The organism is Tabrizicola sp., from assembly GCF_016792905.1.
Classification (GTDB): domain Bacteria; phylum Pseudomonadota; class Alphaproteobacteria; order Rhodobacterales; family Rhodobacteraceae; genus Tabrizicola.
Genome location: NZ_JAEULP010000058.1, coordinates 48,791 through 65,359, shown reverse-complemented (window position 1 = coordinate 65,359; position 16,569 = coordinate 48,791). Strand labels below are relative to the sequence as shown.

The 16,569-nt window shown below is 68.2% G+C and carries 18 protein-coding genes; 11 read left to right on the top strand and 7 right to left on the bottom strand.

All coding sequences use genetic code 11. The annotated features are described in order from the left end of the window. From putA to JNL31_RS12565, 4 genes are all read left to right on the top strand, one after another. Nucleotides 1–2,604 (top strand): bifunctional proline dehydrogenase/L-glutamate gamma-semialdehyde dehydrogenase PutA (gene putA / locus JNL31_RS12580; RefSeq protein WP_294973717.1); only part of this gene is annotated, 2,604 nt, incomplete at its 5' end. A gap of 108 nt (nucleotides 2,605–2,712) precedes the next feature. Then, the gene (locus JNL31_RS12575) at nucleotides 2,713–3,456 is read left to right on the top strand and encodes a rhomboid family intramembrane serine protease (RefSeq protein ID WP_294973716.1); all 744 of its coding nucleotides are present in this window, start codon (nucleotides 2,713–2,715) and stop codon (nucleotides 3,454–3,456) included. 60 nt (nucleotides 3,457–3,516) lie between these two features. Continuing rightward, complete coding sequence (locus tag JNL31_RS12570) at nucleotides 3,517–4,203, top strand: DUF1194 domain-containing protein (RefSeq protein WP_294973715.1); 687 nt, start codon at nucleotides 3,517–3,519, stop codon at nucleotides 4,201–4,203. A 114-nt stretch (nucleotides 4,204–4,317) separates the two neighbouring features. Continuing rightward, a complete protein-coding gene (locus JNL31_RS12565; protein ID WP_294973713.1) occupies nucleotides 4,318–4,740 on the top strand; it encodes a L,D-transpeptidase in 423 nt (140 codons plus the stop codon). Here the strand turns inward: JNL31_RS12565 and JNL31_RS12560 are convergent. Then, complete coding sequence (locus JNL31_RS12560; RefSeq protein ID WP_294973711.1) at nucleotides 4,734–5,372, bottom strand: TetR/AcrR family transcriptional regulator; 639 nt, start codon at nucleotides 5,370–5,372, stop codon at nucleotides 4,734–4,736. The genes JNL31_RS12565 and JNL31_RS12560 overlap by 7 nt on opposite strands. A gap of 58 nt (nucleotides 5,373–5,430) precedes the next feature. Here JNL31_RS12560 and JNL31_RS12555 point away from each other — a divergent pair, with 58 nt between their 5' ends. From JNL31_RS12555 to JNL31_RS12545, 3 genes are all read left to right on the top strand, one after another. Next, nucleotides 5,431–6,186 (top strand): DUF4386 family protein, encoded by a 756-nt coding sequence (locus JNL31_RS12555; protein WP_294973709.1) that lies wholly within the window; start codon nucleotides 5,431–5,433, stop codon nucleotides 6,184–6,186. A gap of 29 nt (nucleotides 6,187–6,215) precedes the next feature. Next, nucleotides 6,216–7,001: an inositol monophosphatase family protein gene (locus tag JNL31_RS12550; RefSeq protein ID WP_294973707.1), complete on the top strand. Its 786-nt coding sequence runs from the start codon at nucleotides 6,216–6,218 to the stop codon at nucleotides 6,999–7,001. A gap of 110 nt (nucleotides 7,002–7,111) precedes the next feature. Further along, the gene (locus JNL31_RS12545; RefSeq protein WP_294973705.1) at nucleotides 7,112–7,819 is read left to right on the top strand and encodes an IS1595 family transposase; all 708 of its coding nucleotides are present in this window, start codon (nucleotides 7,112–7,114) and stop codon (nucleotides 7,817–7,819) included. A gap of 153 nt (nucleotides 7,820–7,972) precedes the next feature. On the opposite strand, the gene JNL31_RS12540 is transcribed toward JNL31_RS12545, so the two are convergent. Beyond that, on the bottom strand, nucleotides 7,973–8,878 hold the full coding sequence (locus tag JNL31_RS12540) for a LysR family transcriptional regulator (protein WP_294973703.1): 906 nt from the start codon (nucleotides 8,876–8,878) through the stop codon (nucleotides 7,973–7,975). Between the two features lie 85 nt (nucleotides 8,879–8,963). Between JNL31_RS12540 and metF the strand changes: the two genes are divergently transcribed. From metF to JNL31_RS12520, 4 genes are all read left to right on the top strand, one after another. Continuing rightward, a complete protein-coding gene (metF, locus tag JNL31_RS12535) occupies nucleotides 8,964–9,833 on the top strand; it encodes a methylenetetrahydrofolate reductase [NAD(P)H] (RefSeq protein ID WP_294973701.1) in 870 nt (289 codons plus the stop codon). Between the two features lie 146 nt (nucleotides 9,834–9,979). Beyond that, nucleotides 9,980–10,420 (top strand): type II 3-dehydroquinate dehydratase, encoded by a 441-nt coding sequence (aroQ, locus tag JNL31_RS12530; RefSeq protein WP_294973699.1) that lies wholly within the window; start codon nucleotides 9,980–9,982, stop codon nucleotides 10,418–10,420. After that, nucleotides 10,417–11,712, top strand: a complete 1,296-nt coding sequence (locus JNL31_RS12525) for an AMP-binding protein (RefSeq protein ID WP_294973697.1) — start codon at nucleotides 10,417–10,419, stop codon at nucleotides 11,710–11,712. The genes aroQ and JNL31_RS12525 overlap by 4 nt, the downstream gene beginning before the upstream one ends. Beyond that, complete coding sequence (locus JNL31_RS12520; protein WP_294973695.1) at nucleotides 11,700–12,770, top strand: thiolase family protein; 1,071 nt, start codon at nucleotides 11,700–11,702, stop codon at nucleotides 12,768–12,770. Before JNL31_RS12525 ends, JNL31_RS12520 begins: the two co-directional genes overlap by 13 nt. Before the next feature lie 3 nt (nucleotides 12,771–12,773). Here JNL31_RS12520 and JNL31_RS12515 read toward each other — a convergent pair whose 3' ends face one another. From JNL31_RS12515 to JNL31_RS12495, 5 genes are all read right to left on the bottom strand, one after another. Beyond that, nucleotides 12,774–13,316, bottom strand: coding sequence for a biotin transporter BioY (locus JNL31_RS12515; RefSeq protein WP_294973693.1), 543 nt, complete (start codon nucleotides 13,314–13,316; stop codon nucleotides 12,774–12,776). A 25-nt stretch (nucleotides 13,317–13,341) separates the two neighbouring features. Continuing rightward, complete coding sequence (locus tag JNL31_RS12510) at nucleotides 13,342–13,938, bottom strand: energy-coupling factor transporter transmembrane protein EcfT (RefSeq protein ID WP_294973692.1); 597 nt, start codon at nucleotides 13,936–13,938, stop codon at nucleotides 13,342–13,344. After that, nucleotides 13,913–14,644, bottom strand: coding sequence for an ABC transporter ATP-binding protein (locus JNL31_RS12505; RefSeq protein WP_294973691.1), 732 nt, complete (start codon nucleotides 14,642–14,644; stop codon nucleotides 13,913–13,915). Before JNL31_RS12505 ends, JNL31_RS12510 begins: the two co-directional genes overlap by 26 nt. Before the next feature lie 133 nt (nucleotides 14,645–14,777). Then, the gene (locus JNL31_RS12500) at nucleotides 14,778–15,041 is read right to left on the bottom strand and encodes a YtxH domain-containing protein (protein WP_294973690.1); all 264 of its coding nucleotides are present in this window, start codon (nucleotides 15,039–15,041) and stop codon (nucleotides 14,778–14,780) included. Nucleotides 15,042–15,214: 173 nt separating this feature from the next. Next, nucleotides 15,215–16,492: a 4-aminobutyrate--2-oxoglutarate transaminase gene (locus tag JNL31_RS12495; RefSeq protein WP_294973688.1), complete on the bottom strand. Its 1,278-nt coding sequence runs from the start codon at nucleotides 16,490–16,492 to the stop codon at nucleotides 15,215–15,217. Nucleotides 16,493–16,569 lie beyond the last annotated feature (77 nt).

Sequence of the window (16,569 nt, the reverse complement as noted above, 5' to 3'; positions counted from 1 at the left end):
GACGCCGAGGAGGCCGACCGGCTGGCCCTGTCGCTGGAGGTGATCGAGGCCACGCTCTCCGACCCCGCGCTGAAGGGCTGGGACGGGTTCGGCGTGGTGGTGCAGGCCTATGGCCGAAGGGCCGGGGCGGTGATCGACTGGCTGCATGCGCTGGCCACCCGGCTGGATCGCAAGATCATGGTCCGGCTGGTGAAAGGCGCCTACTGGGACGCCGAGGTGAAGCGGGCGCAGGTCCTGGGCCTCGCCAGCTTCCCCGTCTTCACCCGCAAGCAATCCACCGACGTCAGCTACATCGCCAATGCGCGGAAGCTTTTGTCGCTGACCGACCGCATCTATCCGCAGTTCGCCACCCACAACGCCCATACCGTCGCCGCCATCCTGCATCTGGCCAAGGTGCAGGGGCTGAGGGCGCGGGACTACGAATTCCAGCGTTTGCATGGCATGGGCGAGCGGCTGCATGACATCGTGCTGACCGGCAACGCCACCCGCTGCCGGATCTATGCCCCGGTCGGCGCTCACCGCGACCTCCTTGCCTACCTCGTCCGCCGCCTCCTGGAGAACGGCGCGAACTCCAGCTTCGTCAACCAGATCGTCGATGAGGACGTGCCGCCGGAACAGGTCGCCGCCTGCCCGCTGACCATGGTCGAGGCGCTGGCGGTGATCCCCAGCCCGGCGCTGGCCACCGGCCCCGCGCTCTTTGCGCCGCGCCGGAACTCGAAGGGCTGGGACCTGACCGACACCGCCGATCTCGCCGCCATCGAAGCCGCCCGCGCGCCTTTCGCCGACGCCCCGTTCGACGCCGCCCCGCGCCTTGCAGGACGGGTCGTCGGCGGTGCGCAGCTTGCCGTCCTGAACCCCGCGACCGGGGCACTGGTCGGCCATGTCACCACGGCGGGCCTGCCGGATGTCGACACCGCGCTCCGTCTCGCCGAACCCTGGACCGCCGCCGCACCGGAGCGCAGCCTGGTCCTGAACCATGCCGCCGACCGGATGGAGGCCGATACGGGGCGCATCTTCGCGCTTCTGGCGCGCGAGGCGGGCAAGACCCTCGCCGACGCCGTGGCCGAACTGCGCGAGGCGGTGGATTTCCTGCGCTACTACGCCAGCCAGACCACGCAAGCCCACCCGGCGCGCGGCGTCTTTGCCTGCATCAGCCCGTGGAACTTCCCGCTCGCCATCTTCTGCGGCCAGATCGGCGCCGCGCTTGCCGCCGGGAATGCTGTCCTCGCCAAGCCCGCCGAACAGACCCCGCTGATCGCCTCCCTTGCCGTCGACCACCTGCTGGCCGCCGGAGTGCCCCCGACCGCCCTTCAGCTTCTGCCCGGCGACGGCAGTGTCGGCGCCGCCCTGACCCGCGACCCTCGCGTGAATGGCGTGGCCTTCACCGGCTCGACCGAAACCGCACAGGCCATTCGCCGCTCCATGGCCGCCCACCTCGACCCGACCGCGCCACTGATTGCCGAAACCGGCGGCCTCAACGCCATGCTGGTCGATTCGACCGCGCTCCCCGAACAGGCGGTGCGCGACATCATCGCCTCGTCGTTCCAGTCGGCTGGCCAGCGCTGCTCCGCCCTCCGCTGCCTCTATGTGCAGGAGGACGTGGCCCATACCGTCACCGAAATGCTCTTCGGCGCGATGGAGGACATGGCGCTTGGCGATCCATGGGCCCTGGCCAGCGACATCGGCCCGGTGATCGACGCCGAGGCGCAGGCGGGCATCCGCGCTTACGTCGACGCCGCCCGGGCCGAAGGCCGGGTGCTGAAAGACCTGAAAGTCCCGGGGCAGGGCACCTTCATCGCCCCGACCGTCCTCAAGGTCAAAGGCATCGAGGACATGCCGCGCGAGATCTTCGGCCCGGTGCTGCACATCGCCGCCTTCAAGGCCTCCGAGATCGACAAGGTCATCGCCACGATCAACGCCACCGGCTACGGCCTGACCTTCGGCCTGCATTCCCGCATCGACGACCGCGTCCAGCACATCGTCGACGGCCTGCATGTCGGCAACACCTATGTCAACCGCAACCAGATCGGCGCGGTGGTGGGCAGCCAGCCCTTCGGCGGCGAGGGATTGTCCGGCACCGGACCCAAGGCGGGCGGGCCGCACTACCTGACCCGCTTCACCCGCGCCCCGGCGCCGGAGGCGAGCCCTGACGATGCTGCAACCCCGGCCGCCGAGGTCGCGCGCGCGCTCGCGGCCCCCGTGCCGGTCGCCGAGGCCCGGGCCGAGAACATGCCGGGGCCGACGGGTGAATCGAACCGGCTGACCATGACCCCGCGCGCGCCGCTTCTCTGCCTTGGTCCCGGTCGGGCCGCGGCGCTTGCCCAGGCAGAAGCGGTGCGCAAGCTCGGCGGCCAGGCGGTCGAGGCTCCCGGCCTTGCGCCCGACGCCCTGACCACGCTTGCCGGCTTCTCCGGCGCCCTCTGGTGGGGGGATGCCGAGGCGGGCCGGGCTTTTGCGCAGGCGCTGTCTGCGCGGAAAGGGCCGATCCTGCCGCTGATCGCGATGCCGGACGCCGGGCACACCCATCTGGAACGGCATCTCTGCATCGACACCACCGCCTCGGGCGGCAACGCGCAGCTTCTGGCTGCCGCGTCCGAAGTCTAGGCACGGACGCCGGACAAGTACGCTTCCCTCCCCACGGTAGGAAGGGATGGGGCGGGGGAGCAGTCACTCCGCTTGACGCCAAATCGCGGATCGGAAAGGCTGCCGCCCATGTTTCCGATCCGCGACCACAACCCTTCGGGGCAGACCCCTTACGTCACCATCGCGCTGATCGCGATCAACATCCTCGTCTTCGTCGGCTATTTCACCAGCCTGTCGGAATGGCAGCTGAACAACTTCTTAATGACCTGGGGCCTTGTTCCCGCCCGCTTCACCGCGGGGCAGGGGTACGAGACGCTGATCACCTCGATGTTCCTGCACGGCGGCTGGATGCATCTGGGCGGGAACATGCTGTTCCTGTGGATCTTCGGCGACAACCTTGAGGAGGAGATGGGCCATCTGGGTTTCCTGGTCTTCTACCTCGCCTGCGGGGCTGCCGCGGGGCTGGGGCAGGTGCTGCCCGACCCCGGCTCGCCGATGCCGATGGTCGGCGCCTCGGGCGCGATTGCCGGGGTGATGGGGGGCTATCTCCTGCTCTTCCCGAAGGCCAGGGTCGACGTCCTCTTCATCTTCGTGATCTTCTTCCGCATCTTCGCCATCCCCGCCTGGATCGTCCTTGGCATCTGGCTCGGGATCCAGATCTTCTCGGGCGTCGCCACCCCCAGCGAGGCGGGCGGGGTCGCCTACTGGGCGCATGTCGGCGGCTTCGTCGCGGGCCTCGTCTTCACCTTGCCCGCCTGGCTGCGACGGGGCGCCGGGGGCTACTGGCAGGCGACCGAGGGCCACCCGCCGCATCCCGGGACGCAGTTCGAAGCCTCGCGCTCCAACATCCCGCTGGTTCGCCGACGCCGCTGAAGCGCGCGCTTTGCGGTTTGGCCTTCGCGGGCGTAGGATCGCTCCGGGGAGGGTCCCGCGATGCTCCGCCTGTGCTGCCTGCTGTGCCTCACCGTCCCCGCCCAGGCGGACTGCCGCCTTGCGCTGGCGCTCGCGGTCGATGTCTCGCGCTCGATCGACGCGCAGGACTATGTGATCCAGACCGATGGCCTTGCCGGGGCGCTTTCGGACAAGGACGTGCGGGCGGCCATCTTCGGCCCCGAGGGCGAGGTGGCGCTGGCCATCTACTACTGGTCCGGCAAGGGCTATCAGGACCTCGTCCAGCCCTGGGTGATCCTCGACAGCCCCGAGGCGCTGGATGCCGCCATCTGGGAGGTCCGCCGCACCCCGCGCCCCGAGGCACCCTTGGCAACCGCCTTGGGCGATGCGCTCAGCTATGGCCTCGATCTGATGGGGGACGCCCCCGCTTGCGAGCGCCGGGTGATCGACGTCGCCGGGGACGGGCGCAACAACGACGGCATCTCGGTCGCCCGCACCTACGAGCGCGAGGATTTCACCGGAATCATCGTGAACGGACTGGCCGTGGGCGAGCACGAGGCCGACATCGTCGAATATTACCATGACGAAGTGATCCGCGGTCCCGGCGCCTTTGTCGAACTTGCGCCCCGGCAGACCGACTACCCGGCCGCGATCCAGCGCAAGCTTCTGCGTGAGCTGGAGGGGCCGATGATCGGTGCCTTGCGGCGGCCGGGTCCGGCCAGACTCTGACCCAAACCCGCCACGATTACGGGAATCCTGACCGGAATTTCGCCGGTTTTCCGTTGACTACTGCACGGATACGGGAATCCTTCCCGGTATTGATAGACACATTCGGAGGTTTCCATGCGTCGCCATTTTGCCGCGCTGCTGATGGGCCTGCTGCTGCTCCCCGGGGCCGCGCTCGCGGAACGCATCGTCGCCCATGTCTCGATCACCAGCCAGGAGATGAAGGTCTACCACGAGGGGCGGCTCATCTACACCTGGCCCGTCTCCACCGCCAAGCGGGGCAGCATCACCCGGCCCGGCACCTTTGCGCCCGAGTTCCTGTCGCGCAACCACCGCTCGCGCCGTTACAACAACGCGCCGATGCCCTTCGCCATCTTCTACGACGGCAATTACGCCATCCACGGCACCGACCAACTCAAACGGCTCGGAACACCCGCCAGCCACGGCTGCGTCCGGCTGGATCCGAAGAACGCCAAGATTCTGTTCGAGATGGTCAAGGCCGAAGGCATGGAAAACATGCGCGTGGTGATTGTTCAGTAGGTCGCGTTCAGCGCCCGGACGATCCGTGACAGCATCGCCTTCGCGCGGTCCCAGTCGGCATCACTGGCAAGTGGCAACCCGCTGAACCGGCCCGAGGTCGCCCCCGCCAGCACCAGATGCTGGATCGCCGCGATCAGGATCGCGTTCAGCGCGGGGGCATCAAGGCCCGCCACCGGCTGCCGGTCGCCCCGCAGCCGCGCCACCAGTTCCCCCATCGCCCGCGCCCGCTGGTCCGACAGGCGACGAACCTGCGGCGAGGGGTCCGACAGTTCCCAGGCCACCAGCTTCTGCATCAGCGAATCGGCGCGCAGCGCGTCGAGATAGGCCAGCATCACCGCCTCGACCAGATCGCCGTAGCCCGGGCCGACATTTCCCGCCAGAACCGGGGCCAGACGGGTGGCGACCCATCCCGCCAGAGCCTCTCCCAATGCATCGACCAGTCCGTCCAGCCCGCCGAAGTAGCGGTAGATCAGCTGCTTGTCGAAGCCCGATCGCCGCGCCAAGGCATTGACGCCAAAGCCGGAAAACCCCTCTTCGGCCAGAAGCGCCTGCGCGGCGGCCAGTATCGCCGTGCGCGTCTCTTCGCGATTGCGAGGGCGCGGGGCGGGGGGCGGATCACTCGTTTCGGGCATCGGCAGGCAACTCCATTGCATATGTCACCGACTGGTGATATACGTTTGTCACCATACAGTGACACACCTGAACCCCGAGGACAACATGCAGCGCATCATTCTGGGAGCGGCCGCCCTTCTTCTGGCCATCGCCTTCAACCTGCCCTTCGCCCTTCTCGCCTCCAGCTTCGACTACCCCGACATCCTGCGCCGCCCGGCGGGCGAGGTGCTGGATGCCTTCGCCGCCGGGGGCGCCCCCCTGATCCTCACCTGGTACGCCTTCGCGCTCTCCGCCGTCGGCCTGATCTTCTTCGCCCCCACGCTCGCACTTGCCACTGCCGACTGGGCCCGCCGCCCCGGTCTTGCCGTCGCCGCGGCGCTGATGGGCGCGCTGGCGGGCATCGCGCAGGCCATCGGCCTTTTCCGCTGGGTCTTCGCCGTGCCCGCGCTGGCGACGCTCCACGCCGACCCCGCCACCGACGCCGCCACCCGCGCCAGCCTGGAAACCGCCTTCACGCTTCTGAACGGCTGGGGCGGCGTCGCCATCGGCGAACACCTGGGCCAGATCCTGACCCTCGCCTGGGTCACGCTCGCCGCCCTGCAAGCCCTGTCCACTGGCCAGCGCTTCGCGAAACCTGGCGCGGCCGTCGCCGCCCTTGCCGTGGTTGGCATCGGCATCGGCCTTGGCGAAGGCCTCTCCATCGCCCTCGGCCACGAGGCGCCCCTCCTCGCCATGGCCACCGTCGCAGGCTACCTCGCCTTCTCGCTCTGGCTTCTCGTCACCGGCGCTGGCCTCATCGCGCACTCTTTCTTTCCGGCGCGCCAGACCCTATAGACCGCGCCTGAACCACCGGGAATGACACGATGCAAGGCTCTGCCAACCTGAACCTGATGATCAAGGCCGCCCGCAAGGCCGGACGCAGCCTGGTGAAGGACTTCCGCGAGGTCGAGAACCTGCAAGTCTCGACCAAGGGGCCGGGCGATTTCGTCTCGAAAGCCGACCGCGAGGCCGAGCGGCTGATCAAGGAAGAACTCCTCGGCGGCCGCCCGACCTATGGCTGGATTGGCGAGGAAACCGGGGTGCAGGCCGGTGCCGACCCGACCCGGCGCTGGATCGTCGATCCGCTGGACGGGACCACGAACTTCCTGCACGGGATGCCGCACTGGGCTGTCTCGATTGCGTTGGAACACAAGGGCGAGATCGTCAGCGCCGTCGTCTATGACCCGGCCAAGGACGAGATGTTCTGGGCCGAAAAGGGCGCTGGCTGCTGGCTGAACGACAACCGCCGCCTGCGCGTCTCGGGCCGCCGCGCCATGCACGAAGCGGTCTTCGCCACCGGCGTACCCTTCGGCGCGAAACAGACGCTGCCCGCGATGCTGAAGGACCTCGGTCGCTTGATGCCCGCCTGCGCTGGCGTCCGCCGCTGGGGCGCGGCCTCGCTCGACCTCGCCTATGTCGCCGCCGGTCGATTCGACGGCTACTGGGAGCGCGAGCTGTCCGCCTGGGACATCGCCGCCGGGATCCTGCTGGTCAAGGAGGCCGGCGGCCTGGTCGAGGGGCTGCGCGAGGGCACCGATCCCCTGGACGGCGCGCTGATCGCGGCGAACGACGGGCTTTTCAAGCCGATGGCCGACACCATCCGCGCCTGAGGCCGATTTCTTCGAAGAAATCGCACCGGAGCCTTCAAAGGCTCCGAACCGGAGTTTTCGAAAGGGTCTACCACAGCTGGGCGGTCCTGAGGGTATGCTAAGGTGCTCTCATGGCTTGGAAAAACCGCTACCTGTTTCGGGGGAGAATTTCGGAGCGGAAGTTCCGCGATCTTCTGCGGCTCTTTGCGCTCGACATCACGGCAGATCGCGCGGCCGAACTGACCGGGCTGCACCACAACACCACGCTTGCGATCTACCGCCTCTTGCGCCTGCGGATGGCGGAACTGGCCCGCGAGGGCTGCCCGTTCCGCGGCCAGGTCGAGATCGATGAAAGCTACTTCGGGCCCGCGCGCGTCCGGGGCCAGCGCGGACGCGGCGCGGGCCGCAAGACCCCGGTCTTCGGCATCCTCGAACGCGGCGGGCGCGTCCACTGCCAGATCGTGAAAAACTGTTCGAAAGCAACACTCACGGCCATCCTGAGAGGCCAGGTCGCCCAGGAGGCCACAATCACCTCCGACGGCTTTCCCGCCTATCACGGCCTGGTCGAGGCCGGCTTCTCGCGCCACCACAGGATCGACAAATACGCCGATCCCAACAAGCCCGTCTTCAGCGAAGGCGGCGTCCACATCAACGGCATCGAGAGCTTCTGGAGCTACGCCAAACGCCGCCACCAGAAGTTCAACGGACTGCGCAACAATGCCTTCCCCATCTTCCTCAAGGAAACCGAGTTCCGCTTCAACAACCGCTCAAACGACCTCTACAAAATCCTCCTCAAATCCTGCAGACTATCACCCCTCAGGTCACCTCAGCTGTGGTAGACCCTTTCGAAAACTCCGGTCCCCGTATCCCGTCGGGCGGTCAAGTGGAAGACCCTAACAACTCCTGAACGTCCGCGCGCAACCCTTTGATTTCATTGCGTGCGAAAATCTGTCCACCGTGGACACCCTTGACAGCATAAAGTCGAAGCCCCCCTACCCGCGCTGCAATTTCACCGGCTCCGACCGCGCCAGCCGCAGGAAATGCGCGATGTAGGGCTTGGCCGCATCCTCCTCCCGCGTCGCCGCATACATCCGTTTCGTGACCACCTCCGGTCCCAGCGGCCGGGTGATGTAGTCCGCGTTCGTCTTCACCTCGCGCATCACCCAGTCCGGCAGCACCGCCACCCCCCGGTTCGACCCCACCAGCATCAGGATCACCGCCGTAAGTTCCGCCGTCCGCTGCGCCCGTGGTTCTACCTTGGCCGGGGTCAGCACTTCGGTGAAGATGTCCAGCTTGTCGCGGCTGACCGGGTAGGTGATCAGCACCTGGTCGCGGAAATCTTCCGCCGTGATGAACTCCTTCGCCGCCAAGGGGTTCTGCGCCGATCCGACAAAGGTCGGGTGATAGTCGAACAGCGGGTTGAACACGATCCCCGGCGGCGGTTCCCGGTCTGAACTGATCACCAGATCCACATCCTCCCGGTTCAGCGCGGGCAGGGCCTCGAACGCCAACCCCGCCCGGATGTCGACGTCGATCTCCGGCCAGGCATGGCGGAACATCTCCAACACCGGGAACAGCCAGTCGAAACAGGCATGGCATTCGAAGGCGATGTGCAGCCGCCCGGTCCGCCCCGCCCGCAGCGCGCGGAACTCCTCCTCCATCGCGTCGATCTCGGGCAGGATGCGCTCTGCCGCCCGCAGCATCCGCACCCCCGCCGCCGACAGCCGCATCGGTTTCGACCGGCGCACGAACAGCTCCATCCCCGCCTGCGCCTCAAGCCCCGCAACCTGATGCGACAGCGCCGACTGCGTCATGTTCAGAACGTCCGCCGCCCGGGCAAGCCCCCCGGCCTGCTGGATGGCGCGGATCGTCCGCAGGTGGCGCAGCTCGATGTACATGAATGAACCTCATGAAGATCGTGAGAACTATGAATTGGTCTCACATCGAATAATCCGCCACAAGGGGCCATCGAAGGAGAGACCCATGCCCAACGCGCCCCGCATCAGCTTTGAATTCTTCCCGCCGCAGTCGCTGGACGCCTCGTTCCGGCTGTGGGAGACGGTGCAGGCGCTGGCCCCGATGCAACCCTCCTTCGTCTCGGTCACCTATGGCGCGGGCGGCACCACCCGGACCCTGACGCATGACGCGGTCTCGACCATCCATCGCAACTACGGCCTCAAGGTCGCGGCCCACCTGACCTGCGTCGATGCGACCCGGACCGAAACGCTGGCCATCGCCGAATCCTATGCCGCCGCCGGCGTGACCGAGATCGTCGCCCTGCGCGGCGACGCCCCGAAAGGCGCGCAACGCTTTGTCCCGCATCCCCTTGGCTTCGCCAATTCGGTGGAACTGGTGGAGAAGCTGGCCCGCACCGGCAAGTTCAAGATCCGCGTCGGCGCCTACCCGGAACCGCATCCTGATGCCGCCGACGCGACCTCCGACGTGACCTGGCTGAAACGCAAGATCGACGCGGGCGCCTCCTCGGCGATCACCCAGTTCTTCTTCGACGCCGACACCTTCTTCCGCTTCCGCGATGCCTGCGTGAAGGCCGGGATCAACGCCCCGATCATCCCCGGCATCCTGCCGATCACCAGCTGGGAGGGTGCCAAGAAGTTCGCCCGCCGCTGCGGAACCTCCGTCCCTCACAAACTCGACGAAGCCTTCACCACGGCCGCCCGCGACGGGCGAGAAGAGCTTCTGGCGCTGGCGCAATGCACCGCGCTTTGCGACCGGCTGGTGCAGGGTGGGGTTGAGGACCTGCACTTCTACACCCTGAACCGCCCGCACCTGACCCGGGAAGTCGTTCGCGCGCTGGGTATCCTGCCCGAGCTGGTGCTGGAGAAAGTGGCCTGATTTCAGCCCCTTTGGGGCAACCGATGTCTCCCTGGGCGGCTTTCCGACCTGTCCCCAGCAGGTGCCCGGAAGGCCGCCAATTTTTTGCCCGTTGCCCGCAGGGCCATATCGGCTAATCTCGCGCGACCCCAATGCGCGGACCTGAGATGCCCAAGCTCGTCACCCTCCTGAATGGCCCGAACCTCAACCTCCTCGGCCTGCGCCAGCCCGAAATCTACGGGCGCGAGACGCTGGACGACGTGGCGGCAAAGGTTTCGGACCTGGCCGAGGAGCTGGGCCTGACCCTCCGCGCGCTGCAATCGAACCACGAGGGCCAGCTTGTCGACTGGATCCACGAGGCCCGCGGCAAGTCCGCCGGGATCATCATCAACCCCGGCGCCTATTCCCACACCTCCATCGCGATCCTCGACGCGCTCCACGCCTATGACGGCCCGGTCATCGAGGTCCACATCTCCAACATCCACAAGCGCGAGGCCTTCCGGCATCATTCCTACGTCTCCGCCCGTGCCGATGGCGTCATCGCGGGCTGCGGCACCGAGGGCTACCTCCTGGCGCTCCGCCGGATCGCCACGCTCCTCAAGGCATGACCGACCGCTTCCGCTGGCACCCCGAGGCCCGGCTGTTCGGCAGCACCGGGGGCGAGATCGGGCGAGCTGATCCGGGCGGGTTTCCGGCTTCGGCCGGCACGATCCTGCCCGACAGTCCCCAGGGCCTTGCCGCCGCCATCGGCCACCCCGCCTTCCGCATCGGCGCCCCCGATCAGCCGCCGCCGGACCCGCACGACCAGCCGGTCTTCGAAACCCTGACCTCCGGCTCCACCGGCCAACCCCGCCGCATCCGCCGCACGCAGGCCTCCTGGACCGCCAGCTTTGCCGTCAACGCCAGCCTCGGCATCCGCCCCGCCACACGCGTCGCCACGCTGGGCCGCCTCATCCACTCCCTCTCTCTTTATGGCGCCATCGAGGGCCTGCACCTCGGTGCCCACGTCCACCTCCTGGCCGACCTCCGCCCCGACCGCCAGCGCGCCGCCCTCGCCCATCACCGCATCACCCACCTCTACGCCACCCCTGCGCAACTGCGTCTGATCCTCGGCCCCGAGACGCTCCCCGACCTCCGCCTCATCCTCACCGGCGGCTCCAAGCTCGACCCCGCCCTCCGCGCCGCCCTCAAGATCCTCGCCCCCAAGGCCCAACTTCGCGAGTTCTACGGCGCGGCCGAGACCAGCTTCATCACCCTCGCCGACGAGACGACCCCGGAAACCTCCGTCGGCCGCCCCTATCCCGGCGTGGACATCACCCTCGACCCGACCGGAGAGGTCTGGGTCAAAAGCCCCTACCTCTTCCTCGGCTACGCTGATACCAGCCGCCCCCCTGCCTTTCACACTTGCCCAAATATCCCCGCCGGAGGCCCTTCGCCCGAGCCGGTTGCGCGTTCTTCACGCGCAGAGGCGAGACAAGAGGCTTGCGCGTCAGCGCTCAATTCAACAACCCCCGCTACCCGCTGGCGCGACGGCTGGCTCTCGGTGGGCGAAATCGGCAGTCTCGACAACGGCTTCCTCACCCTGAAAGGCCGCGCGGGCCGGATGGTCACGGTTGCCGACCAGAACGTGTTCCCCGAGGAAATCGAAACCCTCCTCGAAACGCTCCCCGGCGTCACCCGCGCTGCCGTCCTGCCGGTGCCGGACGCGAAGCGCGGCCATACCCTCATCGCGATCCTGCAAGGCGACCCCACGCAGGAGGCCGTGATCCTCACGGCACTCCGAAACCAGATCGGCCCGCTCAAATCCCCCCGGGCGCTCATCTGGCGCGATGACTGGCCCATGCTCGCCTCAGGCAAGACCGACCTCAAGGCGCTGGAGGCCGCGCTATGGCCCGCCTGATCGCCGCCCGTCGCTCCGCCGTGGTGCCCCGGGGCGGGGCCTTTGCGCGCTTGCGGATCGAAGACCTCGCCGCCCCGGTCCTGCGGGCCTGCCTGACCGATGCCGGGATCGACGCCACCCAGGTCGACGAGGCCATCCTGTCGAACGCTCTCGGCGCAGGCGGCAACCCCGCCCGCCGTGTCTCCCTTGCCGCCGGCCTGCCGGACACCGTCGCGGGCTTGACCACCGACCGGCAATGCGCGGGTGGACTTGACGCCATCCTGCTGGCGAAAGCCCTCGTCGACTCCGGCGCCGCCGATGTCGTCCTCGCCGGAGGCGTCGAAAGCTACTCCCGCCGCCCGCTGCGCCTGCGGACCGACCCCGACGGTGGCCCGCCCGTGCCTTACGAGCAGGCCCCCTTCACCCCCTGGCCCGACCGCGACCCCGACATGGCCGAGGCGGCAGCGGCCCTTGCGCAGCGTCTGAACATCACGCGCGCGCGGCAAGAGGCCTGGGCGGCGCAAAGCCACGCCAAGGCTCTCGCCGCCGACCTCAGCGCCGAAATCGTCCCCCTGGACGGCGTCACCCGCGACGCCTTCCCGCGTGTCCTCTCGCCAAGGCTCCTCGCCCGCGCCCCGGTCCTGACCGGCAGCATCACTGCCGCCACCGCCGCCGTCGCCGCCGATGCCGCCGCCGTCTGCCTTGTGGTGTCCGACCGCATCGCGCGGGGCAGGGGCCTCGCCCTTCTTGGCGGGGCAACGCTGGGCGGCACCCCGGAAGAACCCGGCCTCGCCCCCGTCGCCGCGATCCGGCGCATCTGGCGGGGCGAACCCCTGGCACAGGCCGAAATCATGGAGGCCTATGCCGTCCAGGCCCTTGCGGTGATCGACGGCACTGGCCTCGACCCTCAGATCATCAATCCCGCAGGTGGCGGGCTGGCGCGCGGCCATCCCATCGGCGCGTCAGGCGCAATCCTCGCGGTGCGCCTGTTCCACGGCCTCAAGCAGGGCAGGGGTCTCGCCGCCATCGCGGCGGCGGGCGGGATCGGGACGGCGCTGCTGGTCGAGGCGCCGACCTGAAATTCAGGCCCGCGACAGAAGCGAGGCAGGCCGCATCCGCGACAGGCTTTGCGTGACGAGACCCGCAATCACCGCCTTGACGGCATCACCCGGCAGGAAGGCTCCGGCCAGGAAGGCCGCCTCGCCCAGGGTCTTGCCCAGCACCACGGCCATGCCGATGATGCCGAAGACATACAACACGCCGATCCCGCCGATGACACTGGCCGCCGTCGCCGCCACGGCGGGCGACAGGGTCGTGCGCTCCATCACCCAGCCCGCGACAAAGGCCGCGACGGGGAAGCCCACCAGGAAGCCGACCGATGGCCCGGCAAAGACGCCGATTCCGCCCCGCCCGCCGGAGAGCAGCGGCAGTCCGGCCGCCACCAGCCCCAGGAACAGAAGGACCGCCAGCGCCCCGCGCTTGGCCCCCAGCACGGTGCCGCAGAGCATGATCCCCAGCGACTGTGCCGTGATCGGCACGCCGGCGGCCAGATCAATCTTCGGGATCAGCCCGAGAACCGCGATCAGCGCGGCGAAAAGGGCGATATGCGTCAGGTTGCGTTCCATCTGGTCCCCCGTTGGTTTTCGCCCTTTAACCAGCCCCGCCCCGCGCACGCAAGGCCTCGGCCACCCGGTCCGCATCGTCCAAGGCCGCCAGCGTCGCCGGAACCATGACCCGCCAGCGCGGGCGGCGGGGCGACCGGGCGGACCAGGATTGCCGGATCTGCCCCATCCGCTCCAGCATCACCGGGATGAAGCGGATCACCAGCGCGAAGGCCAGCGCCAACCGTCGCGGCGGCAGGATCGGCGCAAGGGGACGCGCGAGCCGCTCGAAGACCGCCAGCATGTCCGAAAGCCGCGTTGTCATCGTGACGAAATTCGCCAGCGCCACCGCCGTGACCATGCGCAGCAGGATCACCGCGCCGCCGGTCATATCCCCTGTCCAGAGGTGCCAGAGTCCCACGATCACCACGAAGGGCCAGAGCGGGGCCAGCTGCCGCAGGCCCGTCAGCGCAAACCGCCCGCCGCCTGTCAGGTACAGCACGACGGCCGCAGTGAAAGATCCGACCAGGGCCCACGGCGAGGTCAGGAGGAACAACCCCGTCGTCACCGCCGCAAGCGCCGCAAGCTTCGCCCCCGCAGCCAGCCGATGCGCCCAGGTCTCAACCGGCGAGGTCAGCGTCAGCATCGCGCGCTCCGATCCGACCCATCTCGGCGATGAAGGCCGGGACCACCTCGCCCGGAGGGCCATCCGCCACGATCCGCCCTTCCTCCAGCCACAGCACCCGGTCAGACCCCGCCAGCACCGCCGGGTCATGGGTGATCGTCACCAGCCGCTGCGGCAGGTCGGCAAAGCGGCGCGCCAGTCGCGCCTGCGTCGGCAGGTCCAGCCCGGCCAGCGGCTCGTCCAGAAGGATCGTGCGGGGGGACATCAGCAGGACTGACAGCAGGCAGAGGTAATGTCGCTGCCCCTGGCTCAGCGTCGAGACCGGGGCCTTCGCCCAGTGTGCCCGCCCCTCCGCCGCCAGCAACCCCGTCACCCGCTCCGCAGCCGTAGCCGCGGACAACCCCTGCTGCACCAGCCCGAAAGCCAGTTCCTCCTCGACGGTCGGAAACAGGATCTGGTGGTCGGGGTTCTGGAACAGGATGCCAAGTGCCGCCAGCGCTGCGCGGCGATCGGCAAAGGGGTCGGCGCCGTCCACCCGCACCGTCCCCGCATCGGCCGCGACCAGCCCCGCGATCAGCCGCAGAAGCGTGGTCTTGCCCGACCCGTTGCGCCCAAGAATGCCGATCCGGCCCTCGCTCAGCCGCAGGGTCAGCCCGTCCAGCACCAGACGCCCGCCCAGCCTGACGCTGGCGGCGGCGATCTCGATTCCGGGTGAAAGGTCAGGCATGAACGGCCCTGTGGCGGATTGCCCGCCCTTCTAGCGGCTCACGTCCGCACAGGAAAGGGGCCGACGCGCCGTGCCCGGCAGCGCGGTGCGCCCCGGCCCGCATCGGGGCCGGAGCGATGTCATCGCAGGCGCCTTACTGGCAGTTCGCGATGTATTTCTGGCCGTACTGGTCGCGGTAGTAGCACTTGCCCGACTGCGGCGCCGGCCCGATCAGCTGCGAGGCCACCACGCCGACGGCCGCACCGGCAATCGCGCCCTTGGTCCGGTCGGAATCCGACGAGATCGCCGCGCCAACCGCCGCCCCACCCAGGGCGCCGATCGCCGCGTTCTGCTCGGACGGCGTGCAGGCCGCAAGCGCCAGGGTCAGGATCGGAAGGGTCAGAAGGAAACGTTTCATTGTATCTGCTCCAGGTTGTGAGTCACTCGACGGACAGTAGCTGTCTCCCCCGCGCTTGGGGGCGGATTCTGGCACAATGGGCGGAAATTATCCGACCGCTGTCCCCGCAACAACTACGAAACCGCCGAAACGTTCCGTCGCTGCGCAGGGACGATCTTTGCCTTCGCCTTCCGTCAGCCCTGCCGCGCCGCCGCGACCGAGGCTTCCAGGATGTCCATCGCCTCGGCGAAATGCGCGTCCGGAATGGTGATCGGCGCCAGGAACCGGACCACGTTGCCGTAGACGCCACAGGTGAGGAGCAAGAGCCCCCGCTTCAGCGCCTCGGTCCGCACCCGGCCGGTGAAACCCGCATCGGGCTCCTTGGTGCCAGGGTTGGCGAATTCCACCGCCACCATGAAACCCGGGCCCCGGATGTCCACGATCTCCGGCGCCGTTGCCCGGATCGCCTCCAGCCGCTGCTTCAGACGGCTGCCAAGTTCGTTCGCCCGGGCGCAGAGGTCTTCTTCCTCGATCACGTCCAGCACCGCATTGGCCGCAGCGATTCCCAGAGGGTTCCCGGCATAGGTGCCGCCAAGGCCGCCTGGATTGGCCGCGTCCATCAGTTCCGCCTTGCCGGTGACGGCCGCCAGCGGCAGGCCCCCCGCCAGGCCCTTGGCCATGGTCGTCAGGTCGGCGGCCACGCCATGCATCTCCATCGCAAAGAGGTTCCCCGTGCGCGCAAAGCCGGTCTGCACCTCGTCGGCGATCATCACGATGCCATGCTGGTCGCACAAAGCGCGGATCGCCTTCACCAGATCGGTCGGCGCCGGGTTGAAGCCACCCTCGCCCTGCACCGGCTCGAAGATGATCGCGGCAACGCGCGCCGGGTCGAGATCGGCCTTGAACAGCTTCTCGATCCCCGCCATCGCGTCCTTGGTCGAAATCCCCTGCGGCCCCATCGGGAACGGGACGTGGAAGACGCCCGGCATCATCGAGCCGAAGCCCTTCTTGTAGGGCTCCACCTTGCCGGTCAGCGCCATGCCCATGAAGGTCCGGCCATGGAAGCCGCCGCCGAAGGCGATCACCGCATCGCGGCCCGTCGCGATCCGGGCAATCTTGATCGCGTTCTCGCAGGCTTCGGCCCCGGTGGTCACGAAGATCGTCTTCTTCTTGAAGCTGCCCGGAACCCTGTCGTTCAGCCGCTCTGCAAGCCGGATGTAGTTTTCATAGGGCATCACCTGATGGCAGGTATGGGTGAACTTCGCCATCTGGTTCGCCACCGCCGCCATGATCTTCGGGTGGCAATGCCCGGTGTTCACCACCGCGATCCCGGCGGCAAAGTCGATATAGCGGTTGCCCTCGATGTCCCAGATTTCCGAGTTCAGCGCCTTGTCGGCGTAGATCTGCGTCATCATCCCCACCCCGCGCGAGATGGCTTCGTCGCGGCGCTTGGCTACTTCGGCGTTCAGCATGGTCTTGCTCCCAGAGACATGTAGGTACCCCCGCAGGCCAGACTCAGACCTCGGGCTTTGGGCCATTTGATCAAATA